Annotated in this window: 16 protein-coding genes and 1 riboswitch; of the genes, 9 read left to right on the forward strand and 7 right to left on the reverse strand. The window is 69.4% G+C overall.

The features are described from left to right. Nucleotide 1: 1 nt before the first annotated feature. Genes nadC through QSV35_RS15960 form a run of 4 tightly spaced genes read right to left on the reverse strand, consistent with a single transcriptional unit; the run spans nucleotide 2 to nucleotide 4,738 of the window. Nucleotides 2–856: a carboxylating nicotinate-nucleotide diphosphorylase gene (gene nadC, locus QSV35_RS15945; protein ID WP_286289786.1), complete on the reverse strand. Its 855-nt coding sequence runs from the start codon at nucleotides 854–856 to the stop codon at nucleotides 2–4. After that, nucleotides 856–2,658 carry an L-aspartate oxidase gene (gene nadB, locus QSV35_RS15950; protein WP_286289787.1) on the reverse strand — a complete coding sequence of 601 codons (1,803 nt, stop codon included), beginning with the start codon at nucleotides 2,656–2,658 and terminating at the stop codon, nucleotides 856–858. Before nadB ends, nadC begins: the two co-directional genes overlap by 1 nt. After that, a complete protein-coding gene (gene nadA / locus QSV35_RS15955) occupies nucleotides 2,655–3,971 on the reverse strand; it encodes a quinolinate synthase NadA (protein WP_286289788.1) in 1,317 nt (438 codons plus the stop codon). The genes nadB and nadA overlap by 4 nt, the downstream gene beginning before the upstream one ends. Beyond that, a complete protein-coding gene (locus QSV35_RS15960; RefSeq protein WP_286289789.1) occupies nucleotides 3,968–4,738 on the reverse strand; it encodes an NUDIX hydrolase in 771 nt (256 codons plus the stop codon). The genes nadA and QSV35_RS15960 overlap by 4 nt, the downstream gene beginning before the upstream one ends. A gap of 90 nt (nucleotides 4,739–4,828) precedes the next feature. On the opposite strand from QSV35_RS15960, the gene QSV35_RS15965 reads away from it, so the two are divergent. From QSV35_RS15965 to gcvP, 4 genes are all read left to right on the forward strand, one after another. After that, entirely contained in the window at nucleotides 4,829–6,001 is a 1,173-nt protein-coding gene (locus tag QSV35_RS15965) for a MarP family serine protease (RefSeq protein ID WP_286289790.1), read from the forward strand. A gap of 72 nt (nucleotides 6,002–6,073) precedes the next feature. Next, nucleotides 6,074–6,163: riboswitch (glycine riboswitch) on the forward strand. Between the two features lie 236 nt (nucleotides 6,164–6,399). After that, nucleotides 6,400–7,557, forward strand: coding sequence for a glycine cleavage system aminomethyltransferase GcvT (locus tag QSV35_RS15970; protein WP_286289791.1), 1,158 nt, complete (start codon nucleotides 6,400–6,402; stop codon nucleotides 7,555–7,557). After that, nucleotides 7,554–7,937: a glycine cleavage system protein GcvH gene (gene gcvH, locus QSV35_RS15975; protein WP_286289792.1), complete on the forward strand. Its 384-nt coding sequence runs from the start codon at nucleotides 7,554–7,556 to the stop codon at nucleotides 7,935–7,937. Before QSV35_RS15970 ends, gcvH begins: the two co-directional genes overlap by 4 nt. Continuing rightward, nucleotides 7,934–10,810, forward strand: a complete 2,877-nt coding sequence (gcvP, locus tag QSV35_RS15980; RefSeq protein WP_286289793.1) for an aminomethyl-transferring glycine dehydrogenase — start codon at nucleotides 7,934–7,936, stop codon at nucleotides 10,808–10,810. The genes gcvH and gcvP overlap by 4 nt, the downstream gene beginning before the upstream one ends. Before the next feature lie 574 nt (nucleotides 10,811–11,384). On the opposite strand, the gene QSV35_RS15985 is transcribed toward gcvP, so the two are convergent. Next, nucleotides 11,385–12,371 (reverse strand): hypothetical protein, encoded by a 987-nt coding sequence (locus QSV35_RS15985; RefSeq protein ID WP_286289794.1) that lies wholly within the window; start codon nucleotides 12,369–12,371, stop codon nucleotides 11,385–11,387. Nucleotides 12,372–12,661: 290 nt separating this feature from the next. Then, a complete protein-coding gene (locus QSV35_RS15990; RefSeq protein ID WP_286289795.1) occupies nucleotides 12,662–13,462 on the reverse strand; it encodes a CPBP family intramembrane glutamic endopeptidase in 801 nt (266 codons plus the stop codon). 333 nt (nucleotides 13,463–13,795) lie between these two features. Here QSV35_RS15990 and QSV35_RS15995 point away from each other — a divergent pair, with 333 nt between their 5' ends. The 3 genes from QSV35_RS15995 to QSV35_RS16005 all read left to right on the forward strand — a co-directional run bounded on the left by QSV35_RS15995 (nucleotide 13,796) and on the right by QSV35_RS16005 (nucleotide 18,241). Further along, nucleotides 13,796–15,442 (forward strand): ABC transporter family substrate-binding protein, encoded by a 1,647-nt coding sequence (locus QSV35_RS15995; RefSeq protein WP_286289796.1) that lies wholly within the window; start codon nucleotides 13,796–13,798, stop codon nucleotides 15,440–15,442. A gap of 127 nt (nucleotides 15,443–15,569) precedes the next feature. Continuing rightward, nucleotides 15,570–17,105: an ABC transporter permease gene (locus QSV35_RS16000; protein WP_286289797.1), complete on the forward strand. Its 1,536-nt coding sequence runs from the start codon at nucleotides 15,570–15,572 to the stop codon at nucleotides 17,103–17,105. After that, nucleotides 17,105–18,241: an ABC transporter permease gene (locus QSV35_RS16005; RefSeq protein ID WP_286289798.1), complete on the forward strand. Its 1,137-nt coding sequence runs from the start codon at nucleotides 17,105–17,107 to the stop codon at nucleotides 18,239–18,241. Before QSV35_RS16000 ends, QSV35_RS16005 begins: the two co-directional genes overlap by 1 nt. A gap of 5 nt (nucleotides 18,242–18,246) precedes the next feature. On the opposite strand, the gene QSV35_RS16010 is transcribed toward QSV35_RS16005, so the two are convergent. Next, nucleotides 18,247–18,846 (reverse strand): PH domain-containing protein, encoded by a 600-nt coding sequence (locus QSV35_RS16010; protein WP_286289800.1) that lies wholly within the window; start codon nucleotides 18,844–18,846, stop codon nucleotides 18,247–18,249. A gap of 71 nt (nucleotides 18,847–18,917) precedes the next feature. Between QSV35_RS16010 and QSV35_RS16015 the strand changes: the two genes are divergently transcribed. Both QSV35_RS16015 and typA read left to right on the forward strand, forming a co-directional pair. Then, entirely contained in the window at nucleotides 18,918–20,702 is a 1,785-nt protein-coding gene (locus tag QSV35_RS16015; RefSeq protein ID WP_286289801.1) for an ABC transporter ATP-binding protein, read from the forward strand. 103 nt (nucleotides 20,703–20,805) lie between these two features. Further along, nucleotides 20,806–22,716, forward strand: coding sequence for a translational GTPase TypA (typA, locus tag QSV35_RS16020; protein ID WP_286289802.1), 1,911 nt, complete (start codon nucleotides 20,806–20,808; stop codon nucleotides 22,714–22,716). Nucleotides 22,717–22,879: the final 163 nt, after the last annotated feature.

Here is a 22,879-nt window from a genome sequence, read left to right on the forward strand (position 1 = left end):
GTCAGACTCCGATGCGGATGTCGAGCCCCAGATCGAGAGCCCGTGCCGAATGCGTGAGCGCGCCGACCGAGATGACGTCGACGCCCGTCTCCGCGATCGCGCGGACGGTCTCGAGGCTCACGCCGCCCGACGCTTCGACGACTGCGCGGCCGGCGACCTGCGCGACCCCGGCGCGCAGATCGTCGAGGGAGAAGTTGTCGAGCATGATCGTGTCGATGCCCGCCGCGAGCACCGGCTCGATCTGGTCGAGGCGGTCGACCTCGACCTCGATGTGCGTCGTGTGGGGCAGCAGGTCCTTCGCAGCCAGCAGGGCGGCCGTCGTGGACACCCCCTTCTGCGCGAGCACCGCGAGGTGGTTGTCCTTCGCCATGACCGCATCCGACAGCGACGTGCGGTGGTTGCGGCCGCCGCCGTCGCGGACGGCCTTCCGCTCGAACGCGCGAAGCCCCGGCGTCGTCTTCCGGGTGTCGACGATGCGCGCGCCGGTGTGCGCGACCTCGGCGACATAGGCGCCGGTGAGGGTCGCGATGCCCGTCATGCGCTGCGCGAAGTTCAGTCCGATCCGCTCCGCCGTGAGGACACTCCGCGCGGGGCCGACGACGACAGCGAGGATCGCGCCGGGCTCGAACCATGCGCCGTCCTCGACGACGAGCTCGACGTCGATGCTCGGATCGGTGAGGCGGAACGCTGCGGCGAACACCTCACCGCCCGAGAACACGCCACGCTCGCGGGCGACGAGATCGGCACGGGCGACCGCGTTCTCCGGGATGAGGGCCTCGCTCGTGAGGTCGCCCCACGGCGCGTCCTCCTCGAGGGCGGCGGACACGGCGCGGTCGATCGTGGCACGGGTGAGCATCAGGCGACCTCCTCGGTCTGTGCGGAGTGCAGGAGATTCGGGATGCGGCGGCGCGAGACGCCGCGCGATCGCACGGGGACGGTGTCGGCCGCCGTCGAGATCCCCTGCGGTGCGCCCTGCGTGGCGCGTGCATCCGACGGAGATACGGCGTCGCTGCGGTAGTGCGCGCCGACCGACTCGGTGCGGGCGAGGGCGGCTGCGACGACGTTCTCGGCGACGAGCAGCAGATTGTCGTCCTCGAGGTCGCGCGCCGTGTCCCGCGGTCGCGCCTCGGCGCGCCAGTCGGCGATGGTGGATGCGGCGCGCCGAAGCCCTGCGTCATCCCTGACGAGCCCCGCATCCGCCCACATGAGTTCCTGGAGCGCCTCGCGGGAGAACGGCCCGTGTTCAGAGTCCTCTCGGGCGACTCCGGAATCGGTCCGGGCGACTCCGGAATCGGTCCGGGCGACTCCGGAATCGGTCGCCGAGCTTGTCGAGGCGTCGTGGATCGCACGGCGTGTGTCGTGCGATCTCACGTCAGGCGCGATCCTCGGCCGTTGCTCGCCGGACGACCCCTCGACAAGCTCGGGGACCGGACAGCGGTTGTGCCCCGCGTGCGCGACGGCATCGCCCGCTCGCGCGCCGAACACGGCGCCCTCGAGCAGCGAGTTGGACGCGAGGCGGTTCGCACCGTGGACGCCGGTGCGGGCGACCTCGCCGACGGCGAAGAGCCCGGGGACGCTCGTGCGCCCATCGAGATCCGTCGCCACCCCGCCCATCACGTAGTGCGCCGCCGGAGTCACGGGGATGGGTTCACCCGACCAGTCCCAGCCGCGCTCGCGGGTGGCGGCGTCGATCGTCGGGAACCGCGCCGCCAGCCTGTCGGCGCCGATCGCCGTGGCATCCAGGAAGACGGGGCGGCCGTCCTGCTCCGCGATGCGTGCGGCGATCGCGCGTGCGACGACGTCGCGCGGCGCGAGTTCGCCGTCGGGGTGGGCATCGAACACGAAACGCCTGCCGTCTTCGTCGATGAGGGTCGCCCCCTCGCCGCGCACAGCCTCGGAGACGAGGAACGGGTCGCCGCGACCGACGAGCCCTGCGGCGGGGGCCTTGCCGATCAGCACCGTCGGGTGGAACTGTACGAACTCGAGGTCCTCCACCTCGGCTCCGGCGCGGATCGCGGCGGCGATGCCGTCGCCGGTGGCGACCTCCGGGTTGGTCGTGTAGCGATAGAGCTGCCCGGCACCGCCCGTCGCGAGGACGACGGCGTCGGCCTCGAGCGTCCGCCGCACACCGCCGACGAGCAGCGTCACTCCCGCGACCCGGCCCCTCGCCGAGCTCGGGGACCGGTCCACGAGGAGGTCGACGAGGAACGCGTGCTCGATGACGGCGATGCCGGCGGCGCGCACGCGGGCGACCAGCGCCTTCTCGATCGCGAGGCCGGTGGCATCCCCACCCGCGTGGACGACCCGCGGATACGAGTGCGCCGCCTCGAGCCCCTTCGCGAGCGTCCCGTCGGCGGCCCGGTCGAACGCGACGCCCAGCGCGATGAGCTCGCGGATGCGGTCCGGTCCTTCGGCGGCGAGCACCCGCACGGCCTCCGGGTCGGCGAGGCCCGCACCGGCGACGAGCGTGTCGCGGATGTGGTCCTCGACGCGGTCGTCGTCGAAGAGGACGGCGGCGACCCCGCCCTGGGCGAAGCGCGTGTTGGCGTGCTCGAGCTCGTCCTTCGTGACGAGGGTGACGCGGCATCCGCCCGCCTCCGCGTGCAGCGCCGCGGTGAGCCCCGCGATGCCGCTGCCGACGACGATGACGTCCGTCATGGCCGGGCCGCCAGCATCCGCTCGAGCGCGACGCGCGCCGGGTCGGCGACCTCGGCCGGGACGGTGATGCGGTTCACGACGGAGCCGTCGACGAGCTCTTCGAGCACCCAGGCGAGGTAGCCGGGGTGGATGCGGTACATCGTCGAGCACGGGCACACGACGGGGTCGAGGCAGAAGATCTCGTGCTGCGGGTGCTCCGCCGCCAGGCGCTGGACGAGGTTGATCTCGGTGCCGATCGCGAACGTCGTCGGCTCCGTCGCCGCAGCGATCGCGCGCCGGATGTAGTCGGTCGAGCCGGACTCGTCCGCGGCATCCACCACCGCCATCGGGCACTCCGGGTGCACGATGACGCGCACGCCCGGGTGCTCCGCGCGCGCCTTGTCGATCTGGTCGACCGTGAAGCGGCGGTGCACCGAGCAGAACCCGTGCCACAGGATCACCTTCGCGTCCTCGAGCTCCGACGTCGTCGACCCGCCGAGGGAGCGGTTCGGGTTCCACATCGGCATCTGCTCGAGGGGGACGCCCATCGCCTTGGCGGTGTTGCGCCCGAGGTGCTGGTCCGGGAAGAACAGCACGCGCCGCCCCCGCGCGAACGCCCACTCGAGCACCGTCCGCGCGTTCGACGACGTGCACACGATGCCGCCATGCCTGCCGACGAAGCCCTTGATCGCGGCCGACGAGTTCATGTACGTGACGGGCACGACCGGCACGAGCCCGTCCGCGTCCGGTGCGTCGAGATCCCCGTACAGCTCGGCCAGCTGCTCCCAGCACTCCTCGACCTGGTCGATGTCGGCCATGTCGGCCATCGAACAGCCCGCAGCCAGGTTCGGGAGGATGACGGCCTGATCAGGCTGCGAGAGCAGGTCGGCGGTCTCGGCCATGAAGTGCACGCCGCAGAACACGATCGCCTCGGCCTCGGGATGCTGCTTCGCGAAGCCCGCGAGCTGGAACGAATCACCCACGTAGTCGGCGTGTCGGACGACCTCTTCGCGTTGGTAGAAGTGCCCGAGGATGACGACGCGATCGCCGAGCGCGTCCTTCGCTGCCGTGATGCGCGCGTGCAGTTCGTCCTCCGCCGCGTCGCGGTAATCCTGCGGCAGGGCGCCCTGACGAGGCGACCCGGTCGGGATCACGTCGCCCATCGATGCGCCGGGTCCGTAACCGGGGCGGATGTCGAAGTCCCACGGCCCGGCGGCGAGGTCGGTGTTGCACGTCTCGGCGCTCGAGGCGCCCGCGACGATCGCCTGGATGCCGTGGTCGACCGACGGGTCGATCTCGGGGCGCGGGACCAGGGTGAGCGGCGTAGCGGTCATGACATGCTCCGTTCGGAGAAGGATGCCGGCCCGCGGGTATCGGGCACGGCGGCGGGAAGAAGAGGTCCGCGGTCGGCGAGTTCGACATCGCGGTTGTACGTGTAGAGGCGGGCGGGGCGATGGTTCCCGGTGCGGAAGCCGTCGGTCGGGATGAGGGTTCCGGACGCCTCGGCCTGGCGCCGGAAGTTCGCCGGGTCCAGGCGTCGCCCGAGGATGGCCTCGTAGACCTCGCGGAGCTCCGCGAGGGTGAAGGCGGCGGGCAGCAGACCATGCGCGATGCGGCTGTACCCGACCTTGTTGCGCAGGCGCCACAGCGCGTAGTCGACGATCTGGTTGTGGTCGAACGCGAGCGGAGGGAGGGAAGCCGCGTCGAACCACGAGACATTCTCGGGTGCGTCGCCGAGCGCCGCGTGGGCAGCCAGCTGTGCGTCGACCTCGTCCCCGCGCAGGAGCGCCCAGTACACGATCGACACCACGCGCGTGGGGGAGCGGTCGACATCGCCGAACGCGTACAGCTGCTCCAGATAACTCGGCGCGAGACCGGTGGTCTCGGCGAGGGTGCGGGATGCGGCGGCGTCCAGCCCTTCGACCTCGTCTAGCCAGCCGCCGGGGAGCGCCCAGTGCCCCTCGAACGGGTCGCGCGTGCGGCGCACGAGTGGCAGCACGACATCCGCGCGCTCGGCGTGGGGAGCGCGGCGCAGCGTGAAGATCACGGTCGACACCGCGACGCGGGTCGCAGCATCTGATTCGGGTCGTGTTCTGGTCATAGTGACTTTAACTCCGGTCCCGATCTTAGAGTCAGGATGACCAGAACCGCAAGTCGGCGCGTTCACAGGCGATCGCCGTACCGTGAACCCGTGCTCGTCGTCGACGTGATCCTGATCGCCATCCTCATCGCGGCCGTGGTGAGCGGGCTGATGCGGGGCTTCTTCGCGAGCATCGGCACCCTGATCGGGCTCATCGCCGGAGCTGCGGCTGCGCTGTGGCTCGTCCCGCTCCTCGCGTCGTTCATCCCCGCGCCGGGATGGCGGGCGTTCACGACGGTGGCCGCGTCCATCGCCTTCCTCGCCCTGGGCTCGTGGGCGGGATCCGCCCTCGGTCTCCTCGTCCGCCGCGGCGTCGACCGGACCCCGCTGAGACCGGTGGAACGCCTCTTCGGCGGCGTCGCGAGCCTTGTCATCGCAGCTCTCACGGTGTCCCTCGTCGGCAGCGCGATCGCCGCGGTAGGCATCCCGACGGTGTCGTCCGCCGTCGCTTCGTCGCGCGTCCTCAACACGATCGAGAACCTGACCCCCGAACCCGTCGCCGCCGGGATCGCGCAGCTGCGCGCGGATGTCCTCGACGGCGGTCTGCCGAGTCTGGGTCTTGCCCTCCCCGGCACGACGACCGCGACGCAGCCGCCCGTCGCCCTCGATGATCCCGCGCTCGCGACGGCGGCGCAGTCGGTCGCCCGCATCAGCGGCACGGCGTACGCGTGCGGCATGAACGTGACCGGCACCGGCTTCGTGATCGCCGCCGGGCGCCTGATCACGAACGCTCACGTCGTCGCCGGCGTCGACCGCCCCATGGTCGAGCTTCCCGGCCGGACCGCGCGGGAAGGCCGGGTCGTCTACTTCGACCCGAACAAGGACCTCGCGATCGTCTCCGTGCCGGGACTGGATGCCGCGCCCCTCCGCCTGGTCGCGCCGCTGCAGCCCGGGGCATCGGCGGTCGCGGAGGGCTACCCGTATGGCGGCCCGTTCACCGTGACGCCCGCGCGAGTGCTGTCCACCGGAGATGTCTCGGTTCCGAACATCTACAACAACGGAGACTCCGTGCGCTCGGTCTACGCCCTCGAAGCGGGCGTCAAGCCGGGGAACTCCGGCGGGCCGCTGCTCACCGCGCAGGGGACGGTCGCGGGCCTCGTCTTCGCGCGGGACGAGAAGGATGCCTCGCGCGGCTATGCGGAGACGACCGATGAGCTCGCCCCGATCGTGCGGCAGGCGGAGTCCCTCCAGACGCCGGTCGCGTCGACCCGCTGCACCGGCTGACGAGCCGCCGCGCCATGCGGTGACGGGACATGCTCGCCCCGCTATGCTTGACGGACAACTTGACAAGGCCGTATGACCCTCGCGGGAGAGCCCCGGCTAGACCGGGCACCGAAGGAGCAAGCTCCCCGCCAATCTCTCAGGTCCGTGCACCGCGCGGGTCCGGCCGCTCTGGAAAGCGATTTCGAGCGAAGCGAGAAATCGGGTTGAGCGAGGCGCCCCGGCGCCGAGCCGAAACCCTGGTGAGGTCCTTCTTCAGGTCTCCACCTTTCTCTCTCGCAACTCTCAGAAGTCCGCCGACGGTGAAAACCCGAACCCGGGTGAAGCTCTCAGGCCTATGACAGAGGGGGAGTTCTCAGCCGTCGTCCGACGGCTGCCCGCATCCGCATTCGGGAGAACTCATGACAGACCCCCGCTACACCACCCTTCGCGACCGCCATGAGGCGCTCGGGGCATCGTTCACCGACTTCGGCGGATGGATGATGCCGGTCCGCTACGGCTCGGACCTCGCCGAGCACCACGCCGTGCGCACCGCAGCCGGCCTCTTCGACATCTCGCACATGGCCGAGTTCTGGGTGCACGACGGCGAGGCCGCCGGGTTCCTCGACTACGTGCTCGCCGGCCGCATCTCGGCGATGCCGATCGGGAAGGCGAAGTACTCGCTCGTCCTCGCCGCCGACGGCACGATCATCGACGACGTCATCGTCTATCGCACCGGCGAGCAGTACTTCCTCGTCGTGTCGAACGCGGGCAACCGGGATGCCGTGGCAGAAGCCTTCGCGGCCGGCCTCGACGCGTTCGCGGGCCCCGCGTTCGTCGCCTCCCCGATCCTCGGGGAGTCGGTGTCGTTCCGCGGCGAGGCGCCCGCCGTCGAGGACGTCACGGAGGACCTGTCGCTGATCGCCGTGCAGGGTCCCCGCGCCGAGGAGATCCTCCGTGCGACGGCCGGCGTGGATATCCCGGGGCTCGACGACCTCGGCTACTACGCGTGGCGCGAGGGCACGTTCGACGGCGCCTGGATGTTCGTCGCCCGCACGGGATACACCGGCGAGGACGGCTTCGAGCTCCTCGTCCCGAACGACGTCGCCGGCGCCCTGTGGGACGGGCTGCTCGCCGCGGGCGAGCCGTTCGGCATCGTGCCCGCCGGGCTCGCCGCCCGCGACACGCTGCGCCTGGAGGCCGGCATGCCGCTCTACGGACACGAGCTCTCGCGCGACATCGTCCCTGCGCAGGCGGGCCTCGGCCGCGTCGTAGTGGACGCCAAGGAGGACTTCGTCGGAAAGGGCGCCACGACGCCCGCCGAGGATGCGCCCGTCCTCGTCGGCATCACGTCGGACGGCAAGCGCGCCGGCCGCGCCGGCTACTCCATCCTTCTCGGCGACGACGTCGTCGGCGAGATCACGAGCGGGGCGCTGAGCCCGACGCTCGGCCACCCGATCGCCATGGCGTTCGTTTCCCCGTCCGCGGCCGAGCTCGGCACCGAGCTGTCGATCGACGTCCGCGGCACCCGCATCCCTGCCACTGTCACCGCCCTGCCCTTCTACCGGAGGAACAAATGACCGATCTCGACGCCCTCAAGTACACCGCCGAGCACGAGTGGGTCGCCCTCGACGGCGACATCGCGACCGTCGGCATCACCGACTACGCCGCTGAGCAGCTGGGCGACATCGTCTATGTCGACCTCCCGTCGGCGGGTTCGGCGATCGCCGCGAACGACGTCTGCGGCGAGATCGAGTCGACCAAGTCGGTGGGCGAGCTGTACGCGCCCCTCTCCGGCGAGGTCGTCGAGATCAACGACGCCGTCGACGCCGACCCGTCGCTCGTGAACGCGGACGCGTTCGGCGAGGGCTGGCTCATCAAGGTGCGGGTGGACCCCGCCGCCGTCGCGGCGCTCCTCGACCGTGCGGCGTACGTCGCCCTCACGGACGGCGCTGCATGACCGCCTTCACCGATCGCCACATCGGAACGGATGCGGCGGCCCAGCGCACGATGCTCGACGCGGTCGGCTACGACTCGGTCGACACGCTCGTGAAGGCGGCCGTACCGGCATCCATCCACGCGCAGCCCCGCTCCTCGTCGGCCATCCCGGCCGCCGCGACCGAGGCCGAAGCCCTCGCGGAGCTCCGCGAGCTCGCCTCCCAGAACCGCGTCGCCCGGCCGATGATCGGCCTCGGCTACTACGACACGTTCACCCCGTCGGTCATCGCGCGCAACGTCTTCGAGAACCCGTCCTGGTACACGGCCTACACGCCGTACCAGCCGGAGATCTCGCAGGGCCGCCTCGAAGCGCTCATCAACTTCCAGACGATGGTGTCCGACCTCACGGGCATGGCGACGGCGAACGCGTCGATGCTCGACGAGGCCACCGCGGTCGTCGAGGGGATGCTGGCGGCCCGCCGCGTCTCGAAGTCGACCTCGACGGTGTTCGTGGTGGATGCGGACGCCTTCCCGCAGACGAAGGCCCTCCTGCACGCCCGCGCGGCGGCCGTCGGGATCGACATCGTCGAGTCCCGCCTGGCCGACGGGGCTTCGCTGCCCGCGGATGCATTCGGCGTCTTCGTGCAGTACCCCGGCGCCTCCGGGCGCGTGTGGGACCCGTCCGGTGTCATCGACTCGGTGCACGTCGCGGGCGGCCTCGCGGTCGTCGCCGCGGACCTCCTCGCCCTGACCCTGCTTCGCTCGCCGGGCTCGCTCGGCGCGGACATCGCGGTGGGCACGACCCAGCGCTTCGGCGTCCCGCTCGGTTTCGGCGGCCCGCACGCCGGTTACATGGCCGTGCGCCAGGGCGTCGAGCGCCAGATGCCGGGTCGACTCGTCGGCGTCTCGCAGGACGCGGTCGGCCACCCGGCCTACCGCCTCTCGCTGCAGACGCGTGAGCAGCACATCCGTCGCGAGAAGGCCACCTCGAACATCTGCACCGCCCAGGTGCTGCTCGCGGTCATGGCCGCGATGTACGCGGTCTACCACGGCCCGGACGGACTGCGCGCCATCGCGACCGACGTGGCGAAGAAGGCGGACGCCCTCGCGCAGCGTCTGCGCTCCTACGACCTGAACGTCGTCGCGGATTCGTTCTTCGACACGATCCGCGTCGTGACCCCGGGCCCGTCGCGGGCGGTCATCGAGCGTGCGCGGTCGAAGGGCTACCAGCTGCACTGGGTGGACGACTCGACCGTCGGCGTCTCGGTCGACGAGACCACGACCGCCGACGATCTCGCGATCGTGGCATGGGCGTTCGGGCTTCCGGAGGCGGACGAGAACGATGTGCGCGACCTGCCGTTCGACGGCGCTGTGCCGCTGCGCGGCGTCGGCGACGCGCTCGTGCGGGATGACGAGTACCTGACACATCCCGTCTTCAACTCGCACCGCAGCGAGACGGCGATGATGCGGTACCTCAAGCAGCTCGCCGATCGCGACTACGCGCTCGACCGCGGCATGATCCCGCTCGGCTCGTGCACGATGAAGCTCAACGCTGCCACCGAGATGGCGGCGGTGTCGTGGCCCGAATTCTCGCGCGTGCACCCGTTCGCGCCCGAACAGGACGTGCACGGCTACCTGGCGATGATCGAGCAGCTCGAGTCGTGGCTCGCCGAGGTGACCGGGTACGACGCGGTCTCGCTGCAGCCGAACGCGGGCTCGCAGGGCGAGCTGGCGGGCCTGCTCGCCATCCGCGGCTACCACCACGCCAACGGCGACCTGCAGCGCACGGTCTGCCTCATCCCGTCGTCCGCGCACGGCACGAACGCGGCTTCGGCCGTGCTCGCGGGGATGCGGGTCGTCGTCGTCGCATGCGACGACGCGGGCAACGTCGACCTCGACGACCTGCGCGCGAAGATCGCGCTGCACGCCGACGAGCTCGCCGCGCTCATGATCACCTACCCGTCCACGCACGGCGTGTACGAGCAGGACGTGGTGGCGATCACGCAGGCCGTCCATGACGCCGGCGGCCAGGTGTACGTCGACGGCGCGAACCTCAACGCGCTGCTCGGCTATGCGCGCTTCGGCGACCTCGGGGGCGACGTGTCGCACCTGAACCTGCACAAGACGTTCGCCATCCCGCACGGCGGCGGCGGTCCCGGTGTGGGCCCCGTGGCGGCCAAGGCGCACCTCGCGCCCTACCTGCCCTCGCACACGCTCGCGCAGCGCGCCGACCACGCGGGCGGCTTCGTCTTCGACGGCGGACCGATCTCCGCGGCGCCGTACGGCTCCGCGAGCATCCTCCCGATCTCGTGGGCGTATGTGCGCATGATGGGCGCAGAGGGCCTCAAGGACGCCACGTCCGCGGCCGTGCTGGCCGCGAACTACCTCGCCGCGCGCCTGCGCGAGCACTACCCGGTGCTCTACACGGGCAACGACGGGCTCGTCGCGCACGAGTGCATCCTGGATCTCCGTCCCCTCAAGGAGGAGACCGGCGTCACGGTCGACGACGTCGCGAAGCGGCTCATCGACTACGGCTTCCACGCGCCGACGATGTCGTTCCCGGTCGCCGGCACCCTGATGGTGGAGCCGACCGAGTCGGAGGACCTCGCCGAGCTCGACCGCTTCGTCGACGCCATGATCGCGATCAAGGCCGAGGCCATCGCGGTCGGCGCGGGGGAGTGGCCGGCCGACGACAACCCGCTCGTGAACGCTCCGCACACGGCCGAGTCGACCGTCATGGGCGAGTGGACGCATCCGTACTCGCGCGAGACCGCCGTGTACCCCGTGCACACGCTCGTGCGAACGAAGTACTGGCCGCCGGTGCGCCGCATCGACAACGCGTGGGGAGACCGCAACCTCGTGTGCGCCTGCCCGCCCGTGGAGGCCTTCGCGTAAGGCACCCGGATGGGGGCGGGATGCTGCGCATCCCGCCCCCATCCGCGTTCCGGTGCCCGCCGCGTTCCGGCCCACCGCGCGCGCCCGACCGCCCGTCCCCGGTGCGCTGCACTTCCGCGCTCGCTGCCACCCACCGCCCCGGCCCACCGCCGCGTCCTGCGCGCGCCTACCCGCCGTGCGTCCTCCACCACCCGTTCCACGCCACCACCCGTTCCGTGCTTGCCGTTCCGTGCCGCGACCCGTTCCCTGCTGGCCGTTCCGTGCCGCGCCGCCCCGGCTTCTCCGCGAAATGCACACATTTGTCCAAGACACGTGGCGCCGCCGGGTGTTGTGGACGCTGGGGGGTGTTTCGCCGAAGACACGGGGGAGACGGCCATCTCCGGGGGAGCGGAGCGCTCGCCCGATGCAGTGGTCGTACCCTCACCGGTGCGTCGGCCGTTCCAGCGCGTCCGCGGATTGCCGGGCCCGTGGTGCCCCGGTCGCTGTCAAATGCTCTCATCGGTCCAGGACGCTTGGCGCCGCCGGTGTTGTGGACGCTGACGGGTGTCGCGGCGACGGATGTCCTGTCTGGGCTTCAGCCGGGCAGGAGGCGGGCGTGCGGAATCGACCGCGGATTCGCTGCCAGCGTTGCGAGCATCCTGACCTTCGGATTACGCACCTGCGGCAGGCCGACGCCGAGGAGGAGATCTCGAACGGGGACGACATCCCTTGTCGCGTGAAGCGCCATCGTCTCGGCCCATCCCCAGCGCACGAATCCGCCCGCGATGCGTCGCAACCGGTCCTCCCGGCGCTTCTCTGCGAGCACCTGCCGTCGCGCCTCGTCTGGATCATTGGAGTACTTCACATCCCCATCCGCCTCGCCGATCACCCGTCTGTCCGGCCAGGCGAAGTCCACGCGGTCGCAGATGGCGCCCGTCCGGATGACGACCTGCAACGTCGGTGCCTCGAATCCCCACCATTCGATGGCAGCGCGACCGACGGACTCGAGGACGCTCTCTGCGCTCGCGTCGGCGCGTTCCCGGATCCACTCAACGCGGCGTGCGCCGCGCGCACCGGTGCGCTCCGCCGCATCCTGCATCGCGCCTGCGAGCCCCGCGAACTCGGCACGCCGCAGCGCCGCGTCGACGACGGCGAGGCCGAATGCGGGAGGAAGCACGCGCGCGAGATCGACGACCGTCTCCTGCGGCGTCGTGATCGCGATCGGCCCGAACTCCGCGACGGCGCGGGCACGCACGTTCGCGTGGACGACGACATCGCCGTGTCGACGACCCGGCGACCTCGGCCCCGCGAGCACGTGGATGTCACACGGTTCGCCGAAGACGGGAAGCCCGAGCAGGGCGGCCGCGGACTCGAAGCAGAAGACCGCGTCGGGATGCGTCAGCGCGAACGCGTGCACTCGCACGAGATAGCGGTCCCAAGGTGCGAGTGCATCCCACGCCATGGCAGCGGCGTAGACGCCTTTCCGGATGCGGCGCCACGTCGGGTCCCGCCGCATCCGCGATCCCGTCACCTGCTCGTCCCGCGCAAGGTGCAGGTCTGCGGGAGATGGACGTAGATTCACCCGACCATCGTCACGGGCTCCTCGCCTCCGGAGCGCGCCCGGTGTCGAATCCAGGGATGGAGCGTGCGGAAACCTCGCTGGGGAGGAACCGCGGCGTCCGCCCTCGACACACTGAGACGCGCGTTGGCGTCCACCGCGCCTGGCGACGCCGCGCGCCGAGGACGAAAGTGCGAGTCTCGATGGTTGCGGGCAGCCGACGCGGGCTGCGGCAGCCGACGCGGGCTGCGGGCAGCCGACGCTAGCGGTGCCGCGGACCACGGCGCGCGTGTGGCATTCCGCGCCGGCGTGCGCTACTTGGGCGGGGCGAAGACTCCGGGCCAGAGCGCGGCCGCCAGGGGGTAGCCGACGAATGCGACGGTGTCCAGCAGCGTGTGCGCGATGACGAGCGGCATGACGCGGCCCCAGCGCTTGTAGCACCAGCCGAATACGACGCCCATGACGAAGTTCCCGACGATCGCGCCGTAGCCCTGGTATGCGTGGTACGCGCCGCGGAGGGCCGCCGCGGAGAGGATGATCGTCCAGTTGCCCCATCCGAGCCGCTCCAGGCGGTCGCGCAGGTAGACGATGAAGATGATCTCCTCGGTGAGCGCCGCACGGATCGCGGAGAGGATCAGCAGAGGGATCGTCCACCACGCCGCGTCGAGCGGCGAGGCGACGACGGAGACCGTGATCCCCATCATGCGTCCGACGGCATACAGCCCGAGGCCGGGGATGCCGATCACTGCGGCGAGCAGGAGGCCGCGGCCGAGATCGCTGCCGAATCGCGTGAAGTCGAGCCCCATCCGGCGCAGGGCGTTCGTACCCGGCTCCCAGAGCAGGTAGACGACCATGCCCACGAGCGCCAGCGAGAAGAAGATGTCGAGCAGCTGGTATACGACATTCCACACGGCGACGTTGTCGAGCGTCGGGTTCAGCTGCGCCTGCTGAGAGCCGAGTGACTGCGTACGCAGTGCGGCACGTATCAGCGCGACGAGAGAGTATACAGCGGACTGCCCAACGCTGATTGCCAGGACCAAGCAAATCTCCCAGCCGATGCGCGCTCGGCTGAGCGTTCCGCTGGTGGGACCTGCGTCCGCCACGTTGTCCGTCATGAGCATTCCTCTGGGTAGACGCGGTCTCGTGTTGTCAGATTGCCATACGCGGTTCAACTTGAGTTAAGGGTGTGTAACGTTTTCGCCACGCGCTTTGACCATCCGCTGGAGGTTACTTAGTCTGTCGGTATCCGCGGCCAGTGCAGGCAGGTTCCTGCGTGGCCGCACACCCCTTGCACAGGAGGAACATTGAAGAAGTCACGCGTGGGAGCGCTTATCGCGGTTGCGGCCGCGGGCGCTCTCGTCCTTGCGGGCTGCTCGTCGACGGGTGGGGGCACTACGCCCAGCGCCAAGCCGACGGGCGGAACGGTCCGCGTCGCGACTGTCAACGACATGACGTCGCTCAACCAGAACACCCCTCAGGGCAACCTGGACACCAACGGCCTCGTCGGGTACCTCACGGGCCAGACGAACACCTTCGGCTACCCCGACAACAACCTCAAGTGGGTCAAGAACACCGACATCGGCACCTACACGAAGGAGTCGAGCGACCCGCTGACGGTCAAGTACACGCTGAACAAGGGCGTGAAGTGGTCGGACGGCCAGCCCATCACCGCTGACGACCTCGTCCTCGGCTGGGCGATCGCCTCGGGCTACTACGACGACGCGACGCTCGACGCCGACGGCAACGTCACCAAGGGCACGCAGTACTTCTCGATCGCCGGCTCGACCGCCGGTGTCGACTCGACCGCCTACCCGACGGTCGGCGACGACAACATGTCGATCACGCTGAAGTACGGCACGCCGTACGTCGACTGGGAGCTCCTGAACCCGCTGGCGCAGCCGGCGCACATCGTCGCGAAGAAGGCCGGCCTCGCCGACGCCGCGGCGCTGACGGCCCTCCTCAAGAGCCTGCCGAAGGGCAACCCGGCCAGCCCGGCCGCCCCGAACGCCGAGCTCAAGAAGGCGGCGGACTTCGTCAACACGGGCTACGACATCACGAGCATGCCGACCGACAAGGACCTCCTGGTCTCGGCCGGCCCGTGGATGATGACGAACTGGACGCCCGGTCAGTCGATCGAGTTCTCGCAGAACCCGGAGTACAAGGGCAAGCTGAAGCCCAGCATCGACAAGCTCGTGCTGCGCATCATCGGCGACTCGGCCGCTCAGGTCACCGCTCTGCAGAACGGCGAGGTCGACATCGCCTACCCGCAGGCCTCCGCTGACACCAAGAAGTCGCTCGACGCGGTCTCCGGCATCAACGTCCTCACGGGCAACCAGGTGTCCTACGACCACCTCGACCTGAACTTCAAGGCTCCGGTGTTCCAGAACGCGAAGGTCCGTGAGGCGTTCCTGCTCACGATCCCGCGCGACCAGATCGTCGACGCGATCGTCAAGCCGATCAACCCGTCGGCCAAGCCGCTCAACTCGCAGATCTGGCTGCCGAACCAGGCTCAGTACGCTGAGACGGTCAAGCAGAACGGCTCCGACGCGTACAGCAAGGTCGACATCGCGAAGGCCAAGTCGCTCCTCACCGAGGCCGGCGTCACCAACCCGTCGGTGAAGATCCTCTACAACACGAAGAACCCGAACCGCGTCGACGAGTTCCAGGCCATCCAGGCCTCGGCGAAGCAGGCCGGCTTCAACGTGGTCGACGGCGGTGACCCGAAGTGGTCGTCGCTGCTGCCCGGTGGCAACTACGACGCGTCGATCTTCGGCTGGATCAGCCCGGGTGTCGGCACGGCGCAGATCCCGCAGCTGTTCCAGACCGGGGGTGGCGGTAACTACAACAACTTCACCCTCGCGAACGACCAGGCTGTCGCAACGCAGACCACGCTCGACCCGAACAAGGTCACCAGCCTCTCGATGGAGATCGACAAGATCGCCTTCACGAACGGCTACGGCCTCCCGCTCTTCCAGGCGGCCGGTGTGTGGGGCGTGTCCAAGAAGGTGGACGGCGTCAAGTACATGGGTAACCAGACCGGTCCGGTCTGGAACACCTGGGACTGGTCGGTCAAGACCAGCACCAGCTCCAAGTAAGTGATGCAGCTCGGGGGTGGCGTCTGAATAGGCGCCACCCCCGACGCTCGCGTATTCTGTCCTCTCGACCGGTCTTCCTCGCGATCCGCGGCGGACCGCCGGCTCCCTGTCACCCCAAGGAAGTCCCTTGATAGGATTCGTCCTCCGCCGGATCGGTGTCTCGGTCCTGATTCTCGTCGCGGCCTCGTTCGTGATGTTCAATCTGGTCGCGCTGTCCACCGACCCCCTCGCTGATCTCCGCGAGTCCAACAACCCCAACAAGCAGCAGCTCATCCAGGCGCGCATCCAGATCGCGCACCTCGATGTGTCCCCTCCTGTCCGCTGGGCGATGTGGCTCGGCGGCGTGGCCAAGTGCCTCATCCCGTTCGCCAACCAGTGCGACCTCGGTACCAACTTCCACGGCGCACCGGTGACAGAGCTGTTGCCGACCGCCATGGGCTCCACGGTCCAGATGGTCACGGGCGCGCTCGTGCTCGCCATCCTCTTCGGTCTGATGACCGGCATCCTCTCCGCGATCCGCGAGAACAGCGGGTTCGACTCCAGCTTCACCGTGATCAGCCTGTTCCTGTTCTCGCTGCCGTCGTTCCTCGCCGCCGCGATGCTCAAGAGCTTCGTCGCCATCGGCTACAACAACTTCCTGCAGGATCCGGTGATCCCGATCTGGGTGTCGCTGTTGCTCGGCGTCGTGATGGGCGTGATCGTCCAAGCCGTGGTGGGGGGAGACGCCCGTCGTCGCCTCCTGGCCTTCGGGATCAACTTCGTCGTCACCTCGGGCCTGCTCATCTACATGAGCGCGACCGGCTGGTTCCTGACGCCCAACATCGGTCCGTTCGGCATCATCGTGATCACGGTCGCGATGGCCATCGGCCTCACCGCGCTGCTCGCGGGTCTCCATCAGCGTAAAGCGCTGATCACAGCCGGTATCGTGTCGGTCATCGGCATCATCACGTACTTCGTGATCCAGCCCCTTCTGGACGTCGCCACGCCGATCCTCGTCATCGGACTCGGTCTCCTCGCGATCGCCGTGGGCCTCGCGGTCGGCTGGTTCGTCGGCGGCGACGATCGCAAGCAGAACATGCGCCTCGGCGCCATCCTCGCATTCCTCATCTCGTTCCTGATCCTGATCGACCGCTTCATGCAGTCGTTCCCGGGGTACATGTCCGACATGAACGGGCGCCCGCTCGCGACGGTCGGCTCGTCCACGCCGGGCTACGATCCGGGCAACATGTGGAGGTCGGGCCTCGACGTGTTCTTCCATCTCGTGCTGCCGACCGTGTCGCTGCTCGTGATCTCGTTCGCGCAGTACACGCGGTACTCCCGCGCGGGCATGATCGAGGTGCTCGGCCAGGACTATGTCCGCACTGCGCGCGCCAAGGGCATGCCGGAGCGGGTCGTCGTCGTGCGCCACGCATTCCGCAACGTGCTGATCCCGATCACGACTCTCGTGGCGACCGACCTCGGCGCGCTGCTGGGTGGCGCGATCATCACCGAGTACATCTTCGCAATCCCGGGAATGGGACAGCTGTTCCAAGCGTCGCTCGGGCCGGGTGACATCTATCCGGTGATGGGGTACTTCCTCGTGATCGCGGTCATGGCCATCACGTTCAACTTCCTCGCCGACCTCAGTTACGCGGCGCTCGACCCGAGAGTGAGGGTCCGCTGATGACCGATTCGTCTCTTCCCAGCCTCGTCGACGCGGTCGCCGACGAGAAGCCGGTCAGCCAGGGGAAGCTCGTCTTCCGACGCTTCCTCGGTGCGAAGTCGGGCATCATCGCCCTCGTCGTCCTGGTGCTCGTGCTGATCCTCTCCGTCAGCTCGATCGGCATCGGGTCGGTCCACGGCTGGTGGATCTGGAACTACTACGACATCCCCCGCTCGGGGATCGTGAACGACGGCGCACCGACCCTGCAGTGGTGGCCCTTCAAGCTGGGCATCCATCCCTTCGGTCAGGACCGCATCGGCCGCGACTATTTCGCCATGACGATGCGCGGCATCCAGAACTCGTTCATCGCGATGATCCTGATCACCGGCATCGCCCTGATCGCGGGCATCATCGTCGGTGCTCTGGCCGGCTACTACCGCGGCTGGGTGGATTCCGTGCTGATGCGCATCACGGACGTGTTCATCGTCATCCCCGCGATCGTCATCGCGTCGGTCGTCGGCAACTGGGCCGGTGCGATCGGCGTGTGGATCCTCGGCATCATGCTGGGATTCTTCAGCTGGATGGTGATCGCCCGTCTCGTGCGCGGCGAGTTCCTCTCGCTGCGCGAACGCGAGTTCGTGGAAGCCGCACGCGTCGCGGGCGCCTCCGACGCCCGGATCATCTTCAAGCACATCCTGCCGAACGCCGCCGGTGTCATCATCGTGGCGGGCTCACTGCTCGCGGCGGGCGCCATTCTGCTCGAGGCGGCGATCTCGCTCCTCGGCTACGGGATCCGCTCTCCTGATGTGTCGCTGGGTCTCCTCATCGGTGCGAACCAGTCCGCGTTCACGGTGCGTCCGTGGCTGTTCTGGTGGCCCGCCCTGTTCATCGTCACGCTCGCCCTGTCCGCGAACGTCGCCGGTGACGCCCTGCGCCAGGCGTTCGACCCGCGCAGCAAGCGCTTCAACCGGCGCCGCGTGAAGGACGTGCCGGTCTCGGCAGAGGTGCAGGCGGAGTTGGCTCAGGATGCTGAAGCCGCTGCGCACCCCGAGCTCCCGCTCACGATGTACACCGCCGATCGGCCGGTCGAAGACCGTGGGCGCGACCAGCAGGACCCGCGCCGCGGGGACGACCTGCACGGCGGAGACCAGCTGTGACGAGATCAGCCGTAGGTGATCGCGATGCTCGCTGCGGCGAGCACCACGAGAGCCGCGATGCTCAGCCAGTGCACGCGGGTCGTGACGCGCGTCGTCGCGGCCTCGCCGATCGGCAGCGTGCCGGCCTCGGCCATGGCCTGCAGCCGGGTGCGGACGATCGTCGCCGCATCCCCGGAATCGGTGCCGGGAGCATCCGCCTTGCGGATGCTCCCGTCCGAGACGCGGCCCGTGCGGGCGGCACCCGTCATGTTGGGGCGGGTGACCGCGCCCGGCGCCGGTGCCGCGGAGGCGCGGTAGCGGCGGTCGGGGGTGACGATCGTCAGCGCCCACTTGGTGTCGACGTCGACCACCTTCGCCCACGGGATGCCGATCGTGTGGAACTGGTTCACCAGCGTCACGCCGTCGTCGTCCACGTCGACGCGCGGGCGCCAGAACAGCTCCCAGATGCCGAACGCGATCAGCGCGATCGGCACCAGACCGAGCAGTCCTCTCGGGCTGCCGGTGAGGAACGCGGCGATGACGCCGAGTCCCAGCAGACACCAGCTCGCGATCGCGATGAACTTGTTCGTGTTCGATCGGAATACCAGTCGCGTGCGTTCAACCACGAGTTCATCCTCGCATCGTCAGTGCGCGACGTCGTGCCCACAGGCACCCCGCGCTCGGAAGGAATCCGTTCATGACCACCACGCCCCCGGCCGCTCCGCACTCCGAGTCCGGTCCTGTGCTCGAGGTGACCGACCTCAACGTCGACTTCGGCGTGGACAACGTGTGGGTGCCTGCGGCCAAGCGCGTCTCGTACTCGGTCTCCGCCGGTGAGGTCCTCGCGATCGTCGGCGAGTCGGGTTCTGGCAAGTCCGTCAGCTCGATGGCGATCCTCGGCCTCCTTCCCAAGAACTCCCGGGTCAGCGGCAGCGTCAAGCTGCGCGGCCGCGAGCTGATCGGCCTCAAGCCGCGCGACATGCAGCGCGTGCGCGGCAAGCAGATCTCGATGATCTTCCAGGAGCCCATGACGGCCCTGAACCCGGTGCTCACCGTCGGGTTCCAGATCATCGAGACGCTCCGTCAGCACTTCGGCATGTCGCCCTCGGAGGCGCGTGCTCGCGCGATCGAACTGCTCGGTCTCGTGGAGCTGCCCGACCCGGAGAAGGCCTTCGCGTCGTACCCGCACCAGCTGTCCGGTGGTCAGCGTCAGCGCGCGATGATCGCGCAGTCGGTCGCGTGCGACCCCGTGCTGCTCATCGCCGACGAGCCGACGACGGCCCTCGACGTCACGGTCCAGGCCGAGATCCTCGAGCTCATGCGGTCGCTCCAGGAGCGCCTCGGCACGGCCATCCTCCTCATCACGCACGACATGGGCGTGGTCGCCGACATGGCCGACCGCATCGTCGTCATGCGGTCCGGCGAGCTCGTGGAGCGCGGAAACGTCAAGGACGTGTTCGCCAACCCGCAGCATCCGTACACGCAGGCCCTGCTCGACGCCGTCCCCCGACTCGGTGAGGGCAGCGAGGACGCGAAGTCGCTCGACATCACCGCGGCCCTCGCGGATGCCGAGTCCGACGCGGCGCCCACGACCACCGCCCAGCGGGTGATCGCGGAGTCCGAGAGGGCGCCTGACGCGCCCGTCGTCGTGGAGTTCAAGAACGTCGCGATCGAATACCCCAAGCACGGTCGCGTGCCGGCGTTCCGCGCTGCCGACGAGATCGACATGACGATCCACGAGGGCGAGGTCCTGGGGCTCGTGGGTGAGTCCGGGTCCGGGAAGACGACGCTCGGCCGTGCGACGGTGGGTCTGCTCCCCATCCACTCGGGAAGCCTCATCGTCAACGGCGTCGACATCTCGAGCCCCAACCGCGAGATCATCCGTCACCTGCACGAGAGCGTCGGCATCGTGTTCCAGGATCCGTCGAGCTCGCTGAACCCGCGGCTGACGATCGGCGACTCGATCGGGGAGCCGATCTACCTGCACGAGAAGGTGAAGGGCGCGGCGCTCGAGAAGCGCGTGCGCGGCCTCCTCGAGTCGGTCCGCCTTCCGCGTCAGTACGCCTCGCGCTACCCGCACGAGCTGTCCGGCGGCCAGAAGCAGCGTGTCGGCATCGCTCGCGCGCTGGCGCTCGACCCGCGACTGCTGGTCGCGGACGAGCCCACGAGCGCGCTCGACGTGTCGGTCCAGGCGACGGTTCTGGAGCTCCTGCGCGAACTGCAGCGCGAGAAGGGCTTCGCGTGCCTCTTCATCACGCACGACCTCGCGGTCATCGATGTGCTCGCCGACCGCATCGCGGTGATGCGGCACGGCAAGCTCGTCGAGGTCGGCACGCGCGAGCAGATCCTGCGCTACCCGCAGGAGGCCTACACGCAGCGTCTGCTGGCCGCCGTGCCGGTGCCGGATCCCGATCTGCAGCACGCGCGTCGGACGCTGCGGCTGGAGGCGCTCGGGCTCGGCAGCGACGAAGCAACGGAGTAGCGGTGGCGCGGCGGAGGGCCGTCGCAGAATGATCACAGGCGCGTCGCGGTAGGATGGCAGACGGCCCGATTCCGGGCGCATCCCCTATCCCAAGGACACCGTCATGGCGCACGCCCTCCGCTCGGACCTCCGCAACGTCGCGATCGTCGCCCACGTCGACCACGGCAAGACGACGCTCGTCGACGCCATGCTGCGTCAGACCGGCTCGTTCGGCGAGCACGCGCATGTCGAAGAGCGCGCGATGGACTCGAACGACCTCGAGCGCGAGAAGGGGATCACGATCCTCGCGAAGAACACGGCGATCACCTACAACGGGGTGCACACCGATGTTCCGGTGACGATCAACGTGATCGACACGCCCGGCCACGCCGACTTCGGCGGCGAGGTCGAGCGCGGGCTGTCGATGGTCGACGGTGTGGTCCTGCTGGTGGATGCGAGCGAGGGCCCGCTGCCGCAGACCCGCTTCGTCCTGCGCAAGGCGCTCGAGGCGAAGCTGCCCGTCATCCTGCTCGTGAACAAGACCGACCGTCCCGACGCCCGCATCGCGGAGGTCGAGGAGGAGAGCCACGACCTCCTCCTGGGGCTGGCCTCCGACCTGCACGAGGACGTCCCCGACCTCGACGTCGACGCGCTGCTCGACGTCCCGGTCGTCTACGCGAGCGGGCGCGCGGGCGCCGCTTCCCGCACCCGCCCCGCCAACGGCGACCTGCCAGACAACGACGACCTCGAGCCGCTGTTCGAGGCGATCCTCGAGCACGTCCCCGCACCGAGCTACGACGACGACGCGCCGCTGCAGGCGTGGGTCACGAACCTCGACTCGAGCCCGTTCCTCGGCCGCCTCGCGCTGCTGCGCGTCTTCAACGGCACGCTGAAGAAGGGGCAGACGGTCGCGTGGGTGCGCCACGACGGCTCGCACTCGAACGCGCGCATCACCGAGCTCCTGAAGACCCGCGCCCTCGAGCGCTACCCCGCCGAGAGCGCCGGCCCCGGCGACATCGTCGCGATCGCCGGCATCGAGGAGATCACGATCGGCGAGACGATCGCGGACCCGGAGGACGTCCGTCCGCTTCCGGCGATCCACGTCGACGACCCGGCCATCTCGATGACCATCGGGACGAACACGTCGCCCCTCGTCGGCAAGGTCAAGGGCCACAAGCTGACCGCGCGCATGGTGAAGGACCGCCTCGACCGCGAGCTGATCGGCAACGTGTCGCTCAAGGTCGTCGACATCGGCCGTCCCGACGCGTGGGAGGTCCAGGGTCGCGGCGAGCTGGCTCTCGCCATCCTCGTCGAGAACATGCGGCGCGAGGGCTTCGAGCTGACCGTCGGCAAGCCGCAGGTGGTCACGAAGAAGGTCGACGGCAAGACGTACGAGCCGTTCGAGCACCTGACGATCGACTCGCCGGAGGAGTACCTCGGCGCGATCACGCAGCTGCTGGCGGGTCGCAAGGGCCGCATGGAGACGATGACCAACCACGGCACCGGATGGGTGCGCATGGAGTTCGTCGTCCCGTCGCGCGGCCTCATCGGCTTCCGCACCGAATTCCTCACGACCACGCGCGGCACCGGCATCGCCAACGCCATCTCGCACGGGTACGAGCCGTGGGCCGGCCACATCACGACGCGCCAGAACGGCTCGATCGTCGCCGACCGTCAGGGCGTCGTCACGCCGTTCGCGATCATCGCGCTGCAGGAACGCATGTCGTTCTTCGTGCAGCCGACCGAAGAGGTCTACGAGGGCATGGTCATCGGCGAGAACTCGCGCGGCGACGACATGGACGTGAACATCACCAAGGAGAAGAAGCTCACCAACATGCGCTCTTCGACGGCGGACACGTTCGAGTCGATGACCCCGCCGCGCACGCTGTCCCTCGAGGAGAGCCTCGAGTTCGCGCGCGACGACGAATGCGTCGAGGTGACCCCCGAGAAGGTGCGCATCCGCAAGGTGGTCCTGGACGCGACCGAGCGCGGCCGCGCGGCTTCGCGCCTGAAGCGCCAGGACGCCAACGCCTGAGGTCTGTCGCGGGCACCGTCCCCGGCGGCCGACCCGGCCACGGATGCCGTGGTGGCACGCCGGGGCGTCCCTGCGCGTCGCTAGGCTCGTCGGGTGACTCCACCCGACGACGCGCCGCACCCGCAGGGCGCGTCGGACGCGGAGTCGGCCCGCGCCGAGTCGC

Source organism: Microbacterium candidum, assembly GCF_030315975.1.
GTDB classification, from domain to species: domain Bacteria; phylum Actinomycetota; class Actinomycetes; order Actinomycetales; family Microbacteriaceae; genus Microbacterium; species Microbacterium candidum.